General features: G+C 41.0%; 21 protein-coding genes and 1 pseudogene. 6 read left to right on the plus strand and 16 right to left on the minus strand.

All coding sequences use genetic code 11. The features are described 5' to 3' along the window. Positions 1-198: 198 nt before the first annotated feature. Positions 199-1,113, minus strand: coding sequence for a flagellar motor protein MotB (locus CIK00_RS02575; RefSeq protein WP_101767352.1), 915 nt, complete (start codon positions 1,111-1,113; stop codon positions 199-201). A 9-nt stretch (positions 1,114-1,122) separates the two neighbouring features. Then, entirely contained in the window at positions 1,123-1,884 is a 762-nt protein-coding gene (gene pomA, locus CIK00_RS02580; protein ID WP_101767353.1) for a flagellar motor protein PomA, read from the minus strand. A 357-nt stretch (positions 1,885-2,241) separates the two neighbouring features. Between pomA and xseB the strand changes: the two genes are divergently transcribed. The 3 genes from xseB to dxs are packed head-to-tail and all read left to right on the plus strand — an operon-like array spanning position 2,242 to position 5,269. Beyond that, positions 2,242-2,487, plus strand: coding sequence for an exodeoxyribonuclease VII small subunit (gene xseB / locus CIK00_RS02585; RefSeq protein ID WP_036795796.1), 246 nt, complete (start codon positions 2,242-2,244; stop codon positions 2,485-2,487). Further along, positions 2,477-3,379, plus strand: a complete 903-nt coding sequence (ispA, locus tag CIK00_RS02590; protein WP_101767354.1) for a (2E,6E)-farnesyl diphosphate synthase — start codon at positions 2,477-2,479, stop codon at positions 3,377-3,379. Before xseB ends, ispA begins: the two co-directional genes overlap by 11 nt. A 24-nt stretch (positions 3,380-3,403) precedes the next feature. Continuing rightward, positions 3,404-5,269 (plus strand): 1-deoxy-D-xylulose-5-phosphate synthase, encoded by a 1,866-nt coding sequence (gene dxs / locus CIK00_RS02595; RefSeq protein ID WP_101767355.1) that lies wholly within the window; start codon positions 3,404-3,406, stop codon positions 5,267-5,269. Between the two features lie 95 nt (positions 5,270-5,364). On the opposite strand, the gene pgpA is transcribed toward dxs, so the two are convergent. The 12 genes from pgpA to purL form a co-directional block, all read right to left on the minus strand. Continuing rightward, positions 5,365-5,853, minus strand: a complete 489-nt coding sequence (gene pgpA / locus CIK00_RS02600; RefSeq protein WP_101767356.1) for a phosphatidylglycerophosphatase A — start codon at positions 5,851-5,853, stop codon at positions 5,365-5,367. Positions 5,854-5,862: 9 nt separating this feature from the next. Then, positions 5,863-6,846 (minus strand): thiamine-phosphate kinase, encoded by a 984-nt coding sequence (thiL, locus tag CIK00_RS02605; RefSeq protein WP_101767357.1) that lies wholly within the window; start codon positions 6,844-6,846, stop codon positions 5,863-5,865. A 76-nt stretch (positions 6,847-6,922) separates the two neighbouring features. Further along, a complete protein-coding gene (gene nusB / locus CIK00_RS02610; RefSeq protein ID WP_101767358.1) occupies positions 6,923-7,396 on the minus strand; it encodes a transcription antitermination factor NusB in 474 nt (157 codons plus the stop codon). Further along, entirely contained in the window at positions 7,396-7,866 is a 471-nt protein-coding gene (gene ribH / locus CIK00_RS02615) for a 6,7-dimethyl-8-ribityllumazine synthase (protein ID WP_101767359.1), read from the minus strand. The genes nusB and ribH overlap by 1 nt, the downstream gene beginning before the upstream one ends. Before the next feature lie 202 nt (positions 7,867-8,068). After that, positions 8,069-9,169 carry a bifunctional 3,4-dihydroxy-2-butanone-4-phosphate synthase/GTP cyclohydrolase II gene (gene ribBA, locus CIK00_RS02620; RefSeq protein ID WP_233462219.1) on the minus strand — a complete coding sequence of 367 codons (1,101 nt, stop codon included), beginning with the start codon at positions 9,167-9,169 and terminating at the stop codon, positions 8,069-8,071. A gap of 47 nt (positions 9,170-9,216) precedes the next feature. After that, positions 9,217-9,873 carry a riboflavin synthase gene (locus tag CIK00_RS02625; RefSeq protein WP_101767361.1) on the minus strand — a complete coding sequence of 219 codons (657 nt, stop codon included), beginning with the start codon at positions 9,871-9,873 and terminating at the stop codon, positions 9,217-9,219. Positions 9,874-9,896: 23 nt separating this feature from the next. After that, a complete protein-coding gene (gene ribD / locus CIK00_RS02630; RefSeq protein ID WP_101767362.1) occupies positions 9,897-11,021 on the minus strand; it encodes a bifunctional diaminohydroxyphosphoribosylaminopyrimidine deaminase/5-amino-6-(5-phosphoribosylamino)uracil reductase RibD in 1,125 nt (374 codons plus the stop codon). Positions 11,022-11,048: 27 nt separating this feature from the next. Next, positions 11,049-11,498 carry a transcriptional regulator NrdR gene (gene nrdR / locus CIK00_RS02635; RefSeq protein WP_101767363.1) on the minus strand — a complete coding sequence of 150 codons (450 nt, stop codon included), beginning with the start codon at positions 11,496-11,498 and terminating at the stop codon, positions 11,049-11,051. A gap of 218 nt (positions 11,499-11,716) precedes the next feature. Continuing rightward, positions 11,717-12,967, minus strand: a complete 1,251-nt coding sequence (glyA, locus tag CIK00_RS02640; protein WP_101767364.1) for a serine hydroxymethyltransferase — start codon at positions 12,965-12,967, stop codon at positions 11,717-11,719. Positions 12,968-13,253: 286 nt separating this feature from the next. Beyond that, positions 13,254-13,592: a nitrogen regulatory protein P-II gene (gene glnB / locus CIK00_RS02645; RefSeq protein WP_101767365.1), complete on the minus strand. Its 339-nt coding sequence runs from the start codon at positions 13,590-13,592 to the stop codon at positions 13,254-13,256. Between the two features lie 105 nt (positions 13,593-13,697). Beyond that, positions 13,698-14,102, minus strand: coding sequence for a hypothetical protein (locus CIK00_RS02650; RefSeq protein ID WP_101767366.1), 405 nt, complete (start codon positions 14,100-14,102; stop codon positions 13,698-13,700). Positions 14,103-14,281: 179 nt separating this feature from the next. Beyond that, positions 14,282-18,199, minus strand: coding sequence for a phosphoribosylformylglycinamidine synthase (purL, locus tag CIK00_RS02655; protein ID WP_101767367.1), 3,918 nt, complete (start codon positions 18,197-18,199; stop codon positions 14,282-14,284). A 395-nt stretch (positions 18,200-18,594) separates the two neighbouring features. On the opposite strand from purL, the gene mltF reads away from it, so the two are divergent. Continuing rightward, a complete protein-coding gene (mltF, locus tag CIK00_RS02660) occupies positions 18,595-20,070 on the plus strand; it encodes a membrane-bound lytic murein transglycosylase MltF (protein WP_267893084.1) in 1,476 nt (491 codons plus the stop codon). A gap of 254 nt (positions 20,071-20,324) precedes the next feature. After that, entirely contained in the window at positions 20,325-20,492 is a 168-nt protein-coding gene (locus CIK00_RS21255) for a hypothetical protein (protein WP_167388491.1), read from the plus strand. Between the two features lie 66 nt (positions 20,493-20,558). On the opposite strand, the gene tadA is transcribed toward CIK00_RS21255, so the two are convergent. Together tadA and CIK00_RS02670 are read right to left on the minus strand one after the other, a co-directional pair. Next, positions 20,559-21,089 (minus strand): tRNA adenosine(34) deaminase TadA, encoded by a 531-nt coding sequence (gene tadA / locus CIK00_RS02665; RefSeq protein ID WP_101767369.1) that lies wholly within the window; start codon positions 21,087-21,089, stop codon positions 20,559-20,561. A 13-nt stretch (positions 21,090-21,102) separates the two neighbouring features. After that, positions 21,103-21,993, minus strand: coding sequence for a LysR substrate-binding domain-containing protein (locus CIK00_RS02670; protein WP_101767370.1), 891 nt, complete (start codon positions 21,991-21,993; stop codon positions 21,103-21,105). Between the two features lie 224 nt (positions 21,994-22,217). On the opposite strand from CIK00_RS02670, the pseudogene CIK00_RS02675 reads away from it, so the two are divergent. Further along, a pseudogene (locus CIK00_RS02675) lies at positions 22,218-22,353 on the plus strand (S-(hydroxymethyl)glutathione dehydrogenase); the annotation flags it as partial.

Consider the following 22,353-nt stretch of genomic DNA (forward strand, 5'->3'; position numbering starts at 1 on the left):
TCTAAAGTACCAAACAGAATAAAGTACCAAACGGAATTAAAGGCGCAAATTATACAGCAAGGTGTCGGCCACTGAAACAAGGATATGCTAACAGCACAACTTATCTTACTCCGTCACGCAATTATTATTAGTATTTGTGCTGTGTTTACCTTAGTCGCAATCTCCCCAACCAGCAAATATACCCATAAAAATTATTAGTTACGGTTGATGGGAACTAATTTCTTTAGAGTAATATGGTTTGCCTTGCACTATTGAAATTTCAACTCGCCGATTACGACGTCTTCCCTGCGGGGTTTTATTATCGGCAATTGGAGCAGTATCAGCCATACCCACCACTCGCATTCGTTTTCGATCAAAACCTTTCACTTGTTCCATTACTTGTGCTACCGACACCGCGCGTTGGGAAGATATATCCCACTTTGAACGGTAAAGTTCAGAATCTAACACTTGATTATCTGTATGACCACTAATACGGATAATCCCTGGTACATCTTTAACTAACTCAGTGACTTGCTTAATAAGCGGTATAAATTTAGGTTGTAAAAATGCAGAGCCTTCAGGAAACGCGCCTTTTTCTTTGATACGAATCACTAATTGCTGTCCAAACGATTCAATCTCCACCGTGTTGTTAGTGATCTCTCGCGCCAATGCTTGAGTTAAAATCTGAGCAGTCAGAGCTTGTGATTTTATTTGTGCTTGTTGCTGGCTCTGTTTCTTCTGCGTAGAACTATCACGGTTACCACGATCCGATGTAGCAGCGTTTTTACGGCTACCTCCATCACGTTCCGCCAGACCGTCATGAAAATCTAATGAGCGTTTAGTGATATCAATCGTCTGTTGCATAATCACCTCAATCGGGGTCGGCTCTGGTCGTCCTGGTCGAAATTCTTGAGCAATAACACTGGTACCTTTAGGGATATCATTAACATTTAATACATTTTGAACCCCAAATGCATTTTTCATTGATCCAGCAATTTGTTGAAATTTAAGGACATCCATTTCAGAAAATGACAGTAGCAATACGAAAAAACACATCAATAGCGTAGCTAAATCAGCAAAAGTCGCCATCCATGCGGGTGCGCCTTTTTTTTGTTGTGGTGGTAAATAATCCATCATCTACCCTTATTCATCAAAATTTAAACGTCGTTTTTTCTCATGCAAATAATTTTTCAAATAACTATCTATCACGCGTGGATTTTGACCTTCTTGAATCGCTAATACACCATCAAGAATCAGTAATCGATTTAAACGCTCTTCATTTTTACGTAACATCAGTTTATCAGCGATAGGTAATGCCACCATATTTGCCAAAATAGAACCATAAAGTGTGGTTAACAATGCCACCGCCATCGCAGGCCCGATAGATTTAGGATCATCCATATTAGATAACATCGCCACCAAACCAATGAGTGTTCCTATCATTCCCATGGCAGGGGCAACATCCCCTAGCGCAGAAAAAATACTTGCGCCTTGCTCATGACGTTCATTGGTTAATGAAATATCTTTTCTTAAAATCATTCGCACCGTATCTGCATCATGGCCATCAACAAGTAAATCAATACCTTTGCGTAAAAAAAGATTTTCTACTTCCATTTCTTCAAGCGCTAAAAAACCACCTTTTCGTGCAGCATCAGCCATCGTGACAATTTGAGCGATAAGATCATCAGGTTTATCGGTTTTAAATATAAATGCCTTAGCCGCAATTTTTGTTGCTCCAAAAAACTGACTGCCATTGTATTTCATCAGCACAATAAACAAACTGCCGCCAAAAACAATCAAGACTGATGAGGTATCAGCAAACATCGCTAAATCCCCCCCCACTAACATTGCCATTACAATAAAAGCAAATGAACCAACCAAACCAATAAGTGTTGCCAAATCCACGCGGCATCTCCTTAACTGTCATTTTTAATTCTTAATTTAACGCTCTGACAGCCAATTAACATAAAACAAAAATTTATAAGGATAATGCCCACTGTTCATCAAATAACAGTGCCATATCAGCCCATAAAATAAAAGATTGCGATCATAGGATAAAACGTCAACAGCACTATCTATCGCAAGCTAACTCTTTATCGACCATAATCACGTTTCATTTAGGGTTTTATTTCTATCATTAAGTGACATTTATCGATCTCTACTATGAAAATTACTGTCTGTGGCACAGATTACTGTGACATAATTTGACCTTAGATAGTCACTACGTTATTTTTCTTGCACTTAGATAAGAGTGAAAATGATATGGCAGCAAAAAAACCAGAAAATATGGCATTCGAAGCCGCACTTGATGAGCTAGACGCCATTGTCAATGAACTAGAATCGGGTGATATCCCACTGGAAGATGCGCTGAAGAAATTTGAGCGTGGTATTTCATTGGCTCGCAATAGTCAGTTAAAGTTAACTCAAGCAGAACAGCGAGTAGAAATTTTATTACGCGCTGACGATAATGCACCATTAACAGACTTTGAGCCAAGCCATGACGAATAGCGTACCGTTATCACAGACACTTAAAACGCTGCAACAACGCAATAACCAATGCTTAATAACTTGGTTAACGAAACAACCTTTTGCAGATCAAACGCTACTAGAAGCCATGAAGCATGGTACTCTGCTTGGCGGAAAACGGGCTCGTCCTTATTTGACATACGTGACAGGCAATATGCTAGGTGTCGATTATGATGATCTCGATACCGCCGCGGCTGCCGTTGAATGTATCCATGCGTATTCATTAATTCATGATGATTTACCCGCAATGGATAACGATGCTTTACGTCGTGGTCAACCGACTTGCCATATTGCTTTTAATGAAGCGATCGCCATTTTAGCGGGTGATGCATTACAAACATTAGCCTTTGAAATTATTGCCCAAGGCCGCTTGAGTCCAGAAGGACATCAACAACGTATTGCTATGGTTAGCGAATTAGCACAAGCCTCTGGGGCGGCGGGTATGTGTCAAGGACAAGCGCTCGATTTAGAAGCAGAAGGTCAACATGTTGGGCTTGAGCAACTAGAATTAATTCATAAACACAAAACAGGTGCATTGATCCGTTGTGCGGTTCGATTAGGTGCACTCGCTGCGGGTGAAAAAGGACGAGAAATTCTGCCACAGCTCGATAAATATGCTGATGCTATCGGCCTCGCTTTTCAAGTTCAAGATGACATTTTAGATGTAATCAGCGACACTGAAACGCTAGGTAAGCCTCAAGGTTCAGATATAGAACTCGATAAAAGTACCTACCCAGCATTGCTTGGATTAGAAGGCGCACAACAAAAATCGCAACAACTTTATCAAGAAGCGCTACAAGCATTAGCAGCAATACCTTACAATACCTATCAATTGGAAGTTTTTGCCCGATATATTATCGAGCGCAACAACTAGAATCAGTAAAAGCGCCGAACTGTTATGACTTTGGATATATCAAAATACCCGCATCTCGCATTAGCTAACACGCCAGATGAATTACGATTATTGCCCGCTGAAAGTCTACCTCAAGTCTGTGATGAGTTACGTACTTATTTACTCAAGACGGTTAGCCAAACCAGCGGCCACTTTGCCTCAGGACTCGGTACAGTTGAACTGACCGTTGCGCTTCACTATGTCTATAATACCCCATTTGATCATGTGATCTGGGATGTTGGCCATCAAGCTTACCCACACAAAATTTTAACTGGCCGTCGTGACAAGATGTCAACTATTCGCCAAAAAGGTGGATTACATCCTTTTCCTTGGCGTGACGAAAGTGAATATGATGTATTGTCAGTAGGCCATTCTTCTACTTCAATTAGTGCTGGTTTAGGCATGGCGATTGCTGCAGAAAAAGAAGGTCAAGGCCGAAAAGTTGTCAGCATTATTGGCGATGGTGCTATCACTGCGGGCATGGCATTTGAAGCCATGAACCATGCTGGTGATATACACAGTGATATGCTCGTCATTCTTAATGACAATGAAATGTCAATTTCGGAAAATGTGGGAGGCTTAAGCAATCACCTCGCCCATTTATTATCAGGTAATTTTTACGCTTCCATTCGTGAAAGCGGCAAAAAAGTACTGTCTAATGCGCCACCGATTAAAGAAATCGTTAAACGCGCAGAAGAACACATTAAAGGCATGGTCGTACCTAGCACCATGTTTGAAGAACTTGGATTTAATTATATCGGCCCCATTGATGGCCATGATATTGATGAGTTAGTGAAAACGCTCAAGAATATGCGCCAGCTTAAAGGGCCGCAATTTCTGCATATCATGACTAAAAAAGGCAAAGGCTATGCACCAGCAGAAGCCGATCCGATCAATTACCATGCAGTTCCAAAATTTGATTTAAGTGAAAAGCCACTGCCTAAAGCCAAAAATACCAGCCCAACGTTTTCTAAAATATTTGGTGACTGGCTGTGTGATATGGCCGCGGTTGACGACAAACTGATGGCGATCACACCTGCCATGCGTGAAGGCTCTGGCATGGTACGCTTTTCAAAAGAATACCCAGACCAATATTTTGATGTTGCGATTGCAGAACAACACGCAGTTACACTAGCAAGTGGGATGGCAATTGGTGGTTATCATCCGATTGTAGCTATTTACTCAACCTTCTTACAACGCGGTTATGACCAATTAATTCATGATGTTGCCATTATGAATTTACCGGTAATGTTTACTATTGATCGTGCAGGTTTAGTTGGCGCAGATGGTCAAACCCATCAAGGTGCATTTGATATTAGCTTTATGCGCTGTATCCCTAACATGGTGATCATGGCGCCGAGCGATGAAAATGAATGTCGCCAAATGCTTTATACCGGCCATCAACATCAAGGACCAACAGCAGTACGTTATCCACGTGGTTGTGGCTTAGGTACGGCAGTTGAAACAACCATGACTGCGCTTGAAATGGGTAAAGGTATTATTCGACGTCAAGGTAAAAAAGTAGCCATTTTAAACTTTGGCGCCATGTTAGGTTATAGCCTAGATGCCGCTGAAAAATTAAATGCTACTGTTGCTGATATGCGGTTTGTAAAACCACTTGATGAAGCCTTAATTCTTGAATTAGCCGCTAATCATGATGTATTGGTCACTGTTGAAGAAAATGTGATTGCTGGCGGCGCAGGTAGCGGTGTCATCGAATTCTTAATGCAACAAAAATGCATTATGCCCGTACTGACTATCGGCTTACCTGATCGTTTTATCGAACAAGGTACTCAAGCTGAGTTACATCAAATGCTGGAAATAGATGGTGCAGGCATCGAAAAACAAATTCTTGCTTATATGGCTAAATAAATTGTCATTAATAGCATAGCAACCAGTACCAACAAAAAAGCCATGAAAATAATCTTTCATGGCTTTTTTATTAACTACTTTGTTCAAACTAAGACTTAAAAACCAAACCAGTAGCCAATAAACCATAATGAAATCATTGCCATAAAGCCAGCAAGAACATCATCAATCATAATTCCAAAACCACCTTCAACATGTTTATCTAGCCAACTGATCGGCCATGGTTTTAACATGTCAAAAAAGCGGAATAGAATAAAACCAGCCAATATCCATTTCCAGGATACGGTGGGTGCAACTGCCATTGTGATCCAAAAACCAACGAATTCATCCCATACAATACTGCCATGATCATGCACTTTCATGTCAGTAGAGGTGATATGACAAATACGTATTCCGATAAGAGCAGCAACCAAAACGGCGACTAAATACCAACCAAAAGGCAATTGAGCAAGAATAAGGTATAACGGAATGGCGGCTAGCGTTCCCATGGTACCAGGAATATATTTAGCTAAACCACTGCCAAATCCTGTGGCTAATAAGTGCCAAGGATTATTCATTTTTAATAAATCTTTTGGATTTGTGCTCACGTTAATACCTTACTTATTTGTGACGACAAAATGATCCCAGCCGGATAATTTCCAACTTACTGGTTTACCTAACTGTAATAACAATAAACCACGCCCTGCGATCACTTGACCAATACAACTATATTTAACATTAGTATGCGCTAAAGCCATCTTCAATGCATCTCGATTAGCTTTTGAAGCGGTAAAGCAAAGTTCATATTCTTCGCCACTGGTTAATGCTAACTGTTGCGCTTGTTGGCAATCACCATCACAAAATGCGAGCAGCTCAGCCGACAAGGGTAATTTTTCAACATCAACCTCAATCGCAACTTGAGAACGCTCACCAATATGTTTTACATCCGCAATCACGCCATCAGAGATATCCAATGCAGCAGAAGCGATACCACGTAAAGCCTCACCAACATTAACCCGAGGGTGGGCTTTAAAATGCCGTTCAACCAGTACCTTCGTTAGACGTTGATCACATTGGGACTGATTTAATATCAGTGCAAGTCCTGCGGCACTATCACCAAGGTTACCCGTAACATAAACATCATCCCCCACTTGTGCGCCACTGCGGGTTAATGCCTGACCGCGAGGCACTAATCCTTGCACAGTTAAGGTAATACTCAACGGGCCTTTAGTGGTATCACCACCAATCAATTGAATATTATATCGATTAGCAAGTTCAAAAAAACTATGGCAAAAAGGCGCTAACCACGCTTCATCAATAGTTGGCAATGTTAACGCTAATGACACCCACGCTGGGGTTGCCCCCATTGCCGCTAAATCACTTATATTAGATGCTAATGCTTTATAAGCGACAAAAGCAGGATCGGCATCGACTAAAAAATGTGTGCCCGCAACTAATGAATCAGTACTTATTGCGACATGATAATTAGCAGGTACATCAACTAAGGCGCAATCATCACCAATCGCTAAAACGACATCATCACGTTGCTGTTGTTGGTGCGCAAAATAATGATTAATGATATCAAATTCATTTTTTGCCATAATTTTCTATTCCTTAAGTAAAAAAAAAGCCAGCTAATAAGCTGACTTCTTTCATCGTACTCAACGTAACAAAAATTTATTTATCTTTTTTACGTAAAGTTGGTGCAGCTTTATCTAACACACCATTGACGAATTTGTGGCTATCTTCAGCACCGAAAAGTTTTGCTAATTCGATGGCTTCGTTGATCACAACTTTAAATGGTACGTCTTCACGTTTAACCATTTCGTACATTGCAAGACGAAGTAGCGCAAGTTCCATCTGGTCTAGATCCTGAAGCGGACGAGACAAGTATGGACGCATTTTGCTATCAAGTTCTTGATGGCTTAATACGACACCTGCGAATAAATCACGGAAATAAACAACATCAGTTTCTGGCGCTGTACATGCAGGCGCCTCCGCTTGATGTTCTTCTTCTTCAAACTTATCGCCTGAAAGGAAATATTGCTCAATATCAGCAACATTACCTTTAGTAAGTTGCCAAGAATAAATTGCTTGTACAGCAAATTGACGTGCATTACGACGCGCGGCTGGTTTCACAGTAACCCCCATTAGGATTCGATTTGGGACAGGACATTTACCATTTCGAGCGCGCTTAGTGCAGCCTCTGCCCCTTTATTACCAGCCTTGGTACCGGCACGCTCAATGGCTTGTTCTATAGAATCAACAGTCAAGACACCAAAAGCAACTGGAGTATTATACTCTAGTGCTACTTGTGCTAGACCTTTATTACACTCACCGGCAACATAGTCAAAATGAGGTGTTCCACCACGAATAACTGAGCCTAATGCTACGATAGCATCATAGCGATCACTCTTCGCGACTTGCTGGGCAACAAGCGGTAGTTCATAAGCACCAGGGCAACGAACAACAGTGATATTATCTTCACTAACCTGGCCTTGACGTTTCAGCGCATCTAATGCACCTGAAAGTAAACTTTCGTTAATAAAGCTATTAAAGCGAGAAATTACGATAGCAATTTTTGCGTTTGGTGCCGCAATGGCGCCTTCAATTACCTTCATGGGCCTTCCTGTGACTATGTTTTTCCAGTTTTAGAAACCGCGGGAGTCTAACACACTTTACGATATGTCTGCTATGAACAACCGTCGGTTTCAGAGGATTTGTTAATATTTATTGCTTATTCGTTGTAGAACCAACCAATAAGCAAGCATTATCAATAAAAATAATGCTCCGTTAATTTATAGTGTCCGCTAAAATTCACGACTATTCGCAAATATATTCAACCACTTCAAGGCCAAACCCTGATAGTGAATGATAACGTTGGGTGCTTGATGACAACAAACGCATTTTAGTAACACCTAAATCAGATAAAATTTGCGAACCAATACCCACTTGACGAGATGGGTTATAAGGACTCACTTTTACTTGCGGACGACCTTCATTTTCAGCTGCAATATTTTTTACTTTATTGATAATATTATTGGCTGACTCTTGTTTACTCAACACCACCAGCACGCCATTTTCAGCACTGATACGTTGCATCGCCGCAGGTAATGTCCACTGTGTGGCACCTGATTGTAAAATATCTTTAAAGGTATCTTGTAAATGCACCCGTACTAATGTGGCTGCATTTGCTTCAACGTCGCCTTTACGCAACGCATAATGAATTTGATCGTCGATTTTATCGCGATACGTGATCATATCAAACTCACCGAATTCGGTATTGAGCTTACATTCACCAACACGCTCAATCGTCGTTTCATGGAGATTACGATATTCAATAAGATCGGCAATTGTACCTAATTTTAGGTTATGTTTTTCAGCAAAAATTTCTAACTGAGGACGACGTGCCATGGTACCGTCTTCATTTAAAATTTCCACAATAACACTTGATGGTTCAAGGCCTGCAAGACGTGCAACATCACAACCAGCTTCAGTATGTCCAGCTCGTGTCAGTACACCACCTTCTTGCGCCATTAGCGGGAAGATATGACCAGGCATAACAATATTAGCCGCGGTAGCATCAGCAGCAACAGCAGCTTGTACTGTACGAGAACGATCAGCCGCTGAAATACCGGTAGTGACACCCGTTGCAGCTTCAATAGAAATAGTAAAAGGCGTCCCAAATTGTTCAGTATTATCTTGAACCATCAACGGTAAACCTAATTTCTGACAACGTGTTTTGCTTAATGTTAAGCAAATTAATCCACGGCCATTCGTCGCCATAAAGTTAATCGCTTCAGGCGTGATATGTTGTGATGCAATAATCAGATCGCCTTCATTTTCACGATCTTCATCATCCATCAGAATAACCATTTTTCCTTGGCGAATATCATCAATGATTTCTTTTGCACTACTTATCATAATACTACCCTTATTCTTATGTCGCTTTATTGAGCATAAAGCAATGCTTAACCGAGAAACCCAGTTCTCGCCAATAAATCCATCGTTACTTTAGATTTTTTCTCTGCCGCTTTATTGCCAAGCATTAAGCGTTCAAGGTAACGCGCGATAACATCAACCTCAAGGTTAATTTTTCGACCGACTTTAAAATCAGCCATGGTCGTTTCGGATGCAGTATGTGGCACAATCGTTAACTTAAACTCATCACCACGAACAGCATTCACAGTCAAGCTAATGCCATCAACAGCCACAGAACCTTTCTCTGAAATATACTTAGCAAGCTGTGGCGGTACTTTAATCCAAAATTCAATCGCACGACCAATATGCTGGCGCTCAATCACTTCAGCAACAGCATCAATATGGCCAGAAACCATATGACCGCCAAAACGTGTCGTTGCCAACATCGCTTTTTCTAAATTAACTACTTGGCCTGCTTTGTAATTTGCAAAAGCCGTACGGTGTAATGTTTCTAAAGAAAGATCCGCAACATAACCTTTACCGGTTAGTTTTACGACAGTAAGACAAACGCCATTTGTTGCAATACTATCGCCTAATTTAACATCTGCTAAATCTAACGATCCTGAATCAACAGTAACAGAAACATCCACACCTTTAGGTGTCAGGGCTGATATTTTACCGACAGCTTCTATAATTCCAGTGAACATGATAAACCCTTAATTTCACTATTTTATTTATTCTTATTTACCGTTGCCATAATACGAATATCATCACCAATCAACCCTACATCAGTGATTGTTAACAGTGGTGTTTGTGCCATTGATGTCAGCCCCGTAATATCAATTAAGCCACGACTATCACGGCCCATCAATTTAGGTGCTTGATATAAAATCAAACTATCAACCAATTGTTGTTGTAGCAATGCACCAGCCAAACCCGCCCCAGCTTCAACCCAAATATGATTAATACCGTAAGTTGCTAACCGTGACATCAACGCCACAAGATCAAGCTGGTTACTGTTAGTTTGAGTAGGAATTTTCCACTGCTGCACAGAATCAGGCCACACTTCAGTACCGAGTGTTGTTCGAGCGAGGATAGTCTTGCCCGGTAAGTTGAAGAGTTGATATTCAGGCGTCAATCGATTCTGACTATCAATAATGACCCGTATAGGTTGGCGCAACGCTGACTGAGGATATTGCTGCTGGACAGATGCATCAAGCTCACTCCAACGTACATTAAGTGATGGATTATCGGCAATCACCGTGGCACTGGTCGATAAAATAGCCCCAGCTTGCGCACGAAAATGTTGTACATCCGATCGCGCTTTAGGGCCTGTTATCCACTTGCTGAGACCATTTGCTAATGCTGTTCGACCATCTAAACTCGCAGCAAGTTTAAGCTCAACATAAGGCATTTGATGTGTCATTTGCTTAATAAAGCCAGGGTTAAGTGCTTGTGCTTCTGATGCTAATACGCCGACATCCACACGAATGCCCGCAGCTTGTAACAAAGCAATACCACGACCAGCAACGGCAGGATTTGGATCAACCATACCACACACAACCCGTGCAACTTTGGCATTAATTAATGCTTCAGCACAAGGCGGCGTTCTTCCATGATGAGAGCATGGTTCTAACGTCACATAGACGGTCGCCCCTTGAGCACGTTGTTGTGCTTGCCGCAATGCAAACACCTCGGCATGGGGTTGTCCTGCTTGATAATGATAACCTTCACCAACAATGTCACCATCATTAACAATCACGCACCCAACATTAGGATTAGGTGCAGTAGTATAACGACCGTATTGGGCAAGCGTTATCGCTCGCGACATCATCTGTTGATCTGTGTGTGTCATTATTGTTGATCTTAACAATGGTAAATCTTAACGTTCCAGCTTGGCAATTTCTTCACCAAACTCACGAATATCTTCAAAACTGCGATAAACAGAAGCAAAGCGGATATAAGCCACTTTATCTAATTCTTTTAATGCTTCCATCACTAAATTACCAATCATCTCCGAAGGAATTTCACGTTCACCTGTTGCTCGAAGACAAGATTTAATACTATTAATCGCACGTTCAATGTCATCAGTACTCACTGGGCGTTTTTCTAACGCACGTTGAATACCACCGCGTAATTTTTCTTCATTAAACGGGTCACGGTTACCATTAGTTTTAACTACGCGAGGCATCACAAGTTCTGCCGTTTCAAACGTAGTATAGCGTTCATTGCACGCTAAACATTGACGGCGTCGGCGCACTTGGTGGCCATCCGCAACCAATCGCGAATCGATTACTTTGGTGTCATTTGCACCGCAAAAAGGACAATGCATTTAGCCTCCTACATTTAATCGGTTCAGTGTAACTCATTTCATCACTTTAATGAGACTATCACCTTCTTTATTTCTAATAAATAGCCTTAAAAGTAATAATTATCATTAATAATGGCGCATTTTATGTTATTTACAAAACAAAAAAAGCTTACCGATAAATGGGTAAGCCTTATTATTAATGCGTCTCGATGCGTATAAACTACCGCATTACTATCAAATTATGCGTAAACGGGAAGACGCTTACAAATTTCAAGCACTTTGACTTTTGTTGCTTCAATAACAGCATGATCATTGATGTTATCCAGCACATCACACATCCAACCTGCAAGTTGACGCGCATCATCAGCATCAAAACCGCGACGAGTAATTGAAGGCGTACCAACACGAATACCAGACGTCACAAATGGGCTACGTGGGTCATTCGGCACACTGTTTTTATTCACGGTAATATTAGCCGCACCAAGCGCTGCATCAGCTTCTTTACCCGTGATTCCTTTATCAATCAAATCAACAAGGAACAAGTGGTTTTCAGTACTACCAGATACAATCTTGTAACCGCGCTTAATAAATTCAGCCACCATTGCTTTTGCGTTTACAACCACATTGGCTTGATAAACTTTAAACTCTGGTTCCATCGCTTCTTTAAATGCTACCGCTTTTGCTGCGATAACATGCATTAACGGACCGCCCTGACCACCAGGGAAAACAGCAGAATTAAGTTTTTTGTAAAGATCTTCGCCTTCATTTGACAGAATCAAACCACCACGAGGGCCAGCTAATGTTTTATGGGTTGTTGTGGTAACAACATGTGCATGAGGCACAGGGTTCGGGTAAACGTCAGCAGCAACTAAACCTGCTACGTGTGCCATATCAACAAACAAGTAAGCGCCAATTTTATCAGCGATTTCACGCATTCTAGCCCAATCAACCACTTGAGAATAAGCAGAGAAGCCACCAATAATCATTTTTGGTTTATGTTCTAATGCCAATGCTTCCATTTCTTGGTAGTCAATTTGACCATTTTCATCAATACCATAAGGAATGATGTTATATAACTTACCAGAGAAATTAACAGGTGAACCATGAGTTAAGTGACCACCATGTGCCAAGCTCATACCTAAAACCGTATCACCCGTATTTAATAATGCCATATAAACAGCATTATTCGCTTGAGAGCCAGAGTGCGGCTGAACGTTTGCATATTCAGCACCAAATAGCTGACACGCACGATCAATCGCAAGCTGTTCTGCTTTATCAACAAACTCACAACCGCCGTAATAACGCTTACCAGGATAACCTTCAGCATATTTATTTGTCAGCTGAGAACCTTGTGCTTCCATTACACGTGGACTAGTGTAGTTTTCAGAAGCAATCAATTCGATGTGTTCTTCCTGACGGGTAGTTTCTTCCTGAATAGCTGCAAATAGTTCTGCATCATAATCAGCAATATTCATATCACGCTTTAGCATCTGTATCTCCTGACTCAGCTAAGTTTTATACTATTTTTAGTAATAAACGAAAAATCACAAACCTAGACGCCTCGTGGACGCAAACGTTTTCGTTTTAATTTTTATCTGCTAACTATATTACATAAATTGATCTAAATCAGAAAGTCTTAAATGTGGTTTATTTGTTATAACAGTAATCTGTCACTAATATCTAATTCATTCATTACGCTCAAGTTAGTAGATATAAAAAAGGGGGTGCATATATGCACCCCCTATGACTATTTTAATCATGACTAACCATCACAAATTAAATCGCATCTTCATCTTCTTCGCCAGTACGAATACGTACTACACGATCAATATCAAACATGAAGATTTTACCATCGCCAATCTTACCTGTTTGTGCGGTTTCGACAATTGTTTCAATACATTGCTCAGCAACTTCATCAGTCACTACAATTTCAATTTTCACTTTAGGTAAAAAATCGACCATGTATTCGGCACCACGATAAAGTTCAGTATGGCCTTTTTGACGACCAAATCCTTTTACTTCTGACACGGTCATGCCAGTGATACCTACTTCCGCTAACGCTTCACGGACATCATCAAGTTTAAATGGCTTAATAATGGCTTCAATTTTTTTCATTATCATCATCCTTTGCTGAGCAGAAGATCGGCACCGTAACTACAAACACCGACTTGATTAAATTAAGGCTATTATCACAGATCCAAGGCAGTAATTTAATACCATTTAATATTCTTTAATGTAATTAGTCTCCATTCGTCGCAAAAGTAGCAACACGGAATACAGTAATACCAAGCCATTGATCACCATCATAACAATATCATGATGTTGAGTAGGGAAAATATTAGGTATGAAAGGAATTAAACTAACGTGTAGAAATAAAGTGGTAGCTGGAATATAAAAATAAAGCGGAATAAATCCCCATTTTTCTCCCAGAAAGAGTCCAACACAAGCCAGTATTCCTGAGATCAATACCACTATAGTGACACCCACGGGCACCATACTAAGTACATCAAATCTTAATGCGTTAATTATTATCTCAATATGCTGAATAAGACTAATAATAACTAATACTGCGAGTAATTTAGTTGCACCGATAAGACGGTAACTTTTGGGAAGATCCAATCCCATTATTTCATCCTTGTAACGACACAAATGCCATTTTATTTATTAGGTTAATTATCCCAATGTTCTTTCAAGGTTAACGTGATCAATATCAACTTCATATTTAATTTTATAATCCACACAGTTACGACATAAAAAAAGCTGCCAATAAATGACAGCTCCTATATGTTTAATGCCTGTAAATATTAACCAAGGTTAACCCGTGCATTACGGAACATACGCATCCATGGGCTATTTTCACTCCAGTCATCTGGATGCCAAGAGTTAGCCACAGTGCGGAATACACGCTCAGGGTGCGGCATCATAATAGTGACACGACCATCTTGGGTAGTTAACCCTGTAATTCCGTTTGGCGAGCCATTCGGGTTAACCGGATAATTTTGAGTCACATTGCCGTAGTTATCAAGGTAACGTAGCGCGATCGTACCGGATTGTTCAATCGCAGCAAGGTGATCAGCATTACGAACTTCCACGCGTCCTTCACCGTGAGAAACCGCAATTGGCATTCTCGAACCGACCATATCATTGAAGAATAACGAATCACTTTTTTGTACTTCAACTAGACTAAAGCGCGCTTCAAAACGCTCTGATTCATTGCGCACAAAACGTGGCCACAAATCAGCACCGGGGATCAACTCATGCAAGTTTGACATCATTTGACAACCATTACATACCCCTAGCGCCAAGGTATCTGGGCGATTAAAGAATGCAGCAAACTGATCACGCGCAATATTATTAAACAACACGGACTTCGCCCAGCCTTCACCAGCACCTAATACGTCACCGTAAGAGAAACCACCACATGCGACTAAACCATTAAACCCGTCTAACTGTATCTTACCGCTAAGAATATCGCTCATATGAACATCTTTAGCGTCAAAGCCAGCACGATCAAACGCCGCTGCCATTTCAACATGCGAGTTAACACCTTGCTCACGTAAAATTGCCATTTGCGGTTTCGCACCAAAATTAATCGCTGGCACAATAAAAGGCGCGGCTACATTATGGTTAATATCAAACGTTAACTTGGTATGTAAACCCGGATCTTGATTGTCTTTCTTTGCTTCAAATTCTTGCAATGCACCCGCTGGATTATCACGCATCGCTTGCATTTGATAAGTTGTTTCTGCCCAAATCGCACGTAATTCAGTGCGGTTTTGCTCAAGCACTACATCGTTACCATTCCAAATACGGACGGTATCTTCATCAATCACAGTACCAATAATATGGCTACAAGCAGCTAAACCATTCGCCGCTAATACCGCTTGTACTGCTTCAACATCGTCACTACACACTTGAATCACAGCACCGAGTTCTTCACTAAAGAGCGCGGCTAATACGTCATCACATCCATCAGTTGCGGCAGTATTAATATCAACTTCGACCCCAGTGTGACCTGCAAATGCCATTTCAGCTAAAGTGACATATAAACCACCATCACCACGGTCATGGTAAGCCAATAACTTCTCATCACGCACCAAGGTTTGCATCGCATAAAAGAAGCCTTTCAATAATTCAGGACTATCAACATCCGCCGCTTTATCACCCAGTTGTTTATAAACCTGAGCCAACGCAGTCGCACCAAGGCGGTTTTGACCACAACCAAGATCCACCAGCAATAAACTTGATTCGCCTTTATCTGTACGTAATTGTGGGGTCACTGTTTTACGAACATCTTCAACACGACCAAACGCGGTGATCACTAATGACAATGGTGATGTCACTTGTTTCTCTTCACCATCCTGTTGCCACTTGGTCTTCATCGACATGGAATCTTTACCAACAGGGATCGTTAACCCTAATGCAGGGCATAACTCTTCACCAATGGCTTTTACTGCTTCATATAAACCTGCATCTTCACCTGGGTGACCTGCTGGTGACATCCAATTAGCCGATAAATTAATCCGCTTCATATCACCAATATCCGTACCGGCAATATTAGTAATCGCTTCACCAACAGCTAAACGTGCAGAGGCTCCAAAGTTAAGTAATGCCACAGGGGTACGCTCACCCATCGACATCGCTTCACCGTGATAAGTATCATAACTTGCTGCGGTAACGGCACAGTTAGCCACGGGCACCTGCCAAGGACCAACCATCTGATCGCGTGCAACCAATCCGGTCACACTGCGATCACCGATGGTGATCAAAAAGGTTTTTTCAGCCACGGCCGGCAAACGCAAGATACGCTGAGTGGCATCTTCAACGGTTATTTCACTGCGATCAAGAGGTTCACCAATCACCGTTAATGTTGTCGCATCACGGTGCATTTTTGGTGCTTTACCCAATAGAATATCCATTGGCATATCAATGGGAGTGTTATCGAAATGGCTATCTTCAAGGCTTAAATGGCGCTCAGCGGTTGCTTCACCTACCACCGCATAAGGGGCACGTTCACGCTGACAAATCGCATCAAAGGTTGCCATATTTTCAGGGGCGATTGCGAGGACATAACGCTCTTGTGATTCATTACACCAAATCTCAAGTGGGCTCATTCCTAGTTCATCATTTGGTACGTTACGTAATTGGAACTTACCACCACGCTCACCATCATTGACTAATTCAGGTAACGCATTAGAAATACCACCTGCGCCAACATCGTGAATAAATGCAATCGGGTTGTCATCACCCATCTGCCAACAACCATCGATCACTTCCTGACAACGACGTTCCATTTCTGGGTTTTCACGCTGTACTGAAGCAAAATCTAAATCTTCTGCTGATTGACCGGATGCCATTGATGACGCCGCACCACCACCAAGACCAATATTCATTGCCGGACCGCCAAGGACAATTAACTTGGCGCCAACAGGAATCTCTTTTTTCTGCACATGATCAGCGCGAATATTACCCATGCCACCCGCTAACATGATTGGCTTATGGTAACCACGGACTTCTTCACCCGCATGAGAGGTCACTTTTTCTTCGTAAGTACGGAAATAACCCAGAAGATTAGGACGACCAAATTCGTTATTAAATGCCGCACCACCAAGAGGACCTTCGAGCATGATATCAAGTGCAGTCACGATACGATCTGGCTTACCAAAATCGGTTTCCCATGGCTGTTCAAAACCCGGCACGCGTAAGTTCGATACTGAAAATCCGACTAAGCCTGCTTTAGGTTTGCCACCAATACCGGTTGCGCCTTCATCACGAATTTCACCGCCAGAACCTGTTGCTGCGCCAGGCCATGGTGAAATTGCCGTTGGGTGGTTATGGGTTTCAACTTTCATCAAGATATGAGTATCTTCTTGATGATAGGTATATTGACGTGAGAGTGGATCAGGGAAGAAACGCCCAACATGAGAACCTTCCATAACCGCGGCATTGTCTTTATAGGCTGACAATACGTACTCGTGATTATGTTCGTAGGTGTTTTTGATCATTTTAAATAATGATTTTGGTTGATCGACACCATCAATCGTCCAATCAGCATTAAAAATCTTATGGCGGCAATGTTCTGAGTTCGCTTGAGCAAACATCATTAATTCAATGTCATTTGGATTACGCTCAAGCTTAGTGAAATTTTCAACCAAGTAATCAATTTCATCGTCTGCTAACGCTAGGCCCAAGGTGATGTTCGCTTGCTCTAATGCTTGGCGACCACCCGTTAAAATATCAACACTTTTAACCGCTGCGGGTTGTGCTTGACTAAATAACGCCGTCGCAGATTCCACATTATCTAACACCACTTCCATCATCCGATCATGAAGTAATGCTTTGAAGTCATGCAATTGTAATGTGGTTAGCGTCGATGATGATTCAACATAATATGCTGTGCCACGCTCAAGACGTTTAATGGTCGTTAAGCCACAATTACGCGCAATATCGGTCGACTTTGAAGACCAAGGAGAAATCGTGCCAGCACGAGGAGTAACAACTAGCAATAAACCTTTAGGCTCATGCTCTGCAATCGTAGGACCATATGTGAGTAGACTTGTTAGTTTAGCTTGTTCATCAGCTGTTAACGTTGCTGCCACATCAGCAAAATGCATAAACTCAGCATAAATACTGGTAATTGGCAGATTTAACTCATGACAACGCTCAAGTAACTTATTAACGCGAAACTCAGACAAAGCGGGTGAACCACGCAAAATTTCCATGTGCAAAGGTCTCTCGATTAGCAGATTAAAAAAAGTGATATTGAGGTAAGTTTCAAGTCATAGAAACTTACCTCAATAGCACTTAGAACAAGACTATTCACTGCTTAACTATCACAACGTTATTCACGAACACCTAGTATAATGGAATTTTTTTTGTGATGTAACACTTGACGCAACCGTTTGCGTCTTTTTTTTCAATCCTCATCAAAATATCAAAAAAATACCACCCGTTGTTATTTTTGGGTTACTTTTTAACCAAAAAATAGTCCAAAGTCGCTTTATTTATTCCAATATCTAAATTATGACTACCAATCAAACAGTTCAACTTTGCGCAATTAACAGGGTTTGATATAAAGAACGTTCATTATTACTATAGGTTCGCTTAGTTGATAAATATTCAGTTCTTCACTCTACTACGTCGTTTTATAAGTCTGCTGTTACTCATGATGTTGACCAATGGCTGTCAATGGCAAGAAAACACGCCCACCAGCCTTGAGAAAATTCGAGAAAGTGGTGTATTACGAGTAGGAACTTTAAATAACCAACTGTCTTATTATATTGGCGCAGAAGGTCCAACAGGGTTGGATTATGAACTAGCACAAGCCTTTGCTAAAAAACTAGATGTTAAACTTGAAATAACCTCCATGTTTACCCTCTCTGAATTATTTCCTGCATTAGAACGTGGCGATATTGATATTATTGCTGCGGGACTCACAGTGACGCCAGATCGTCTTCAAGGCTATCATCCTGCACCAGCTTATTATTACGCGAGCCAAATCCTGGTTTATAAAAAAGGCCAACGTCGACCGCGCAATCTCGCTGAATTAGCGAAAAATAATAAACACTTAGCTGTAGTAAAAGGCTCAAGTCATGAGCAAAAATTAAAGCTTATTCGTAATACCCATCCAACCTTGAAATGGCAGTCAATTCCCGAATCAGATATTAATGATCTGTTAATAAAAGTCGCAGCAGGTGAACTTGATTATACCGTTGCCGATTCTGTCGACGTGGCATTATTGCAACGCATTCATCCTGATATTGCTATCGCTATTGAACTGACGCAAGACGAGCCGGTAAGCTGGTTTGTAAAGCAAAGTAGCAACGATAGTTTGTATGCGTTAATGATTGAGTTTTTTGGTCAAATGAAACAAAACGGCACCATGACGCGACTAGAAGAGAAATATTTAGGCCATATTGATCAATTTGATTATGTCGATACTCGCGCCTTTTTACGCGCAATCAACAATACCTTGCCGCAATGGGAAGCGTTATTTAAACAATATGCTAACGGTTTTGATTGGCGTTTATTAGCCGCTCTCTCTTATCAAGAATCACATTGGGATCCACAAGCAGTATCTCCAACCGGTGTACGAGGTATGATGATGCTCACGTTACCAACAGCAGAATCAGTGGGTGTTACTAATCGTTTAGATCCAGAACAAAGTATTCGTGGAGGCAGTGAGTATCTACGGAAGATGATTGCACGTGTACCAGATAGTATTGAAGAACATGAGAAAGTCTGGTTTGCACTCGCTTCTTATAATGTCGGTTTTGGACATTTAATGGATGCACGTCGATTAACTAAAGCGCAAGGAGGCAACCCTGATACTTGGGTTGATGTGAAACAGCGCTTACCATTACTAGGACAACGTAAATATTACATTCAATCGCGCTATGGTTATGCACGTGGCAATGAAGCACTTAATTATGTAGAAGGGATCCGTCGTTATTACCAAAGCATCATTGGTTATGAAACTACCCATAGCCGTCAATTTACCAGTGATAATTTAAAAATTGTTGATGGACTACAAACTATTACCGCACCACCGATAACGCCAGCAACCGTTGTACCATTAGACGATAAACAGTAAATAATCACTACAATGTGTATCACCGTAGTGTAATAACAGTATTCAATGCTATAGGTTTAGAATAATAGGCTAATTTTTTACACAATGAGAGTTTGATCAACGTTTGACTATTATCCTATAAAGAACACTATCAAAAGATGCACCGCTATGCATAATAAATGACTTGTATTCAATAATGGTATTGTAAACGGTGATAGCGATATTTATCCGCTAGTTTATTATTTTACCGTGATCTCGATTCAATGGATGGACCCATGAAATTCACTAAATTAAAATCAAAAACGCAATATATCGCGAAACATATGACTTCCGCAGCAACACGTAGAAAACGTCTCAGTAGTAATCTGCGTAAGAAAATCCTATGGCGTCAGCGTAGCTGTATTCTAACCACAACATCGGAACATGCTTGTCCAAGAATGTAAGTAATAAGCTCGGAATAATTTATATCATCATAAATAGCAACCGAGCTGATTAGAACGGATAATTACTCAAACATCAGGTTGTTGTCTTGCGGCTATCTTGGCCGCTTTTTTCTCTGCTCGACGACGCTTAAAAAAAGCTTGTAACTGCGCTCGACATTCAGTCGCTAACACATCACCTTGAACCAATACATGATGATTAACGCCTTCATAACTAAGTAAGTTCATGGTACTACCCGCCGCGCCTGTTTTCGCATCATGTGCACCAAACACGACCTTACCTACTCGGCTATGTACCATTGCGCCTGCACACATTGGGCAAGGCTCTAAGGTGACATATAACGTCGTATCGATCAGACGGTAGTTTTTTAGCGTTTGTCCAGCTTGACGTAACGCCATCATTTCAGCATGTGCAGTCGCATCATGATGGCCAATAGAGCGATTCCAGCCTTCGCCAATAATCACCCCATCATGCACAATAACGGCCCCAACAGGCACCTCACCCTCAGCTTCTGCTTGAGCGGCTAATTCCATTGCGCGACGCATAAAAGCATCATCTGTTGCCGCTAAAAGTTCAATTTCTTGTATTTTATCTGTCATTCTTTATAGCTACTTACAAATCATAACGACTAACATGGGGTAATTGCTCTGCCAGATAATCAACCAACATTCTGACTTTAGGTGATAAATGGCGGTTATGTGGGTAAAGCGCCCAAATACCTTCATCAGGCTCTTGGTAATTCGTCAGAATCGGAACAATAGCCCCTGATTCCAAATCCTTATCTATATAATAGTCAGGTAATTGCGCTAAACCGATACCTTTAATAACCGCATCTCGTAAACCATAACCACTGTTGCAATTAAGCGTACCGCTAACACGAATACTTTTCTCTTTACCTGACTCTTGAAAACGCCAATGATCATAATTACCAATCAAGCAATTATGTTGACGTAATTCAGATAACGAATGTGGAATACCATATTTCTGTAAATATTCAGGTGAAGCACAAACATACATCGTACGACTGGTTAAGCGTTTAGCCATCATTGATGAACTGGTTAAACGCCCCAAACGGATCGCGAGATCAAAACTACCTTCCACCAAGTCAACCTGGCGGTTAGTCATATCAATCGTTACTTCTACTTCAGGGTATTGCAACATAAAGTCATTAACTAACGGCATAATGTATTTTTCACCGTAAGTCACGGGTGCAGTTAGCTTGATCAACCCTTGTGGCGTACCACGTAAGTTACTGATCGCACGCTCTGCATCTTCAAGCCCATCTAACACTTGACGACAATGTTGATAATAAACATTGCCCTCTTCAGTTAATGAAACCTTACGGGTAGTACGATAGAATAATTTAGTATTAAGTCTATTTTCTAACGCACTTACTTGACGACTCACTTGTGCGGTAGAAATACCGAGTCGCTTTGAAGCAGCAGTAAAACTTTCTGTTTCAGCTACAGCAACAAACTCTGTTACCCCTTCCCATAAAAACATTCTAAATACCTATTGATAACATGATCGAACGCCAAAATGACGATTGCACCGCTGATTATTACACATATGTAAAAGTAATTTGCACTTTTAGGTAATTATCATTATTCAAGAAACAAATACAATAACAACCATCGAAACGGGGCAATAAAATAATTATTTTCCCTTTCTCCCAATTTTCATCTACTTTTGACGAAGTAGAAATAAATAAAACTAGAGTGAAGATTATGACTGATAAATTTATCAAATCAAAAGCTGCTATCGCATGGGGTCCTAAACAACCTCTTTCTGTTGAAGAAATTGATGTAATGTTACCTCGTGCTGGTGAAGTATTAGTTCGCATCGTTGCAACTGGCGTATGTC

The sequence above is a fragment of the Photobacterium carnosum genome, from assembly GCF_002849605.1.
Classification (GTDB): domain Bacteria; phylum Pseudomonadota; class Gammaproteobacteria; order Enterobacterales; family Vibrionaceae; genus Photobacterium; species Photobacterium carnosum.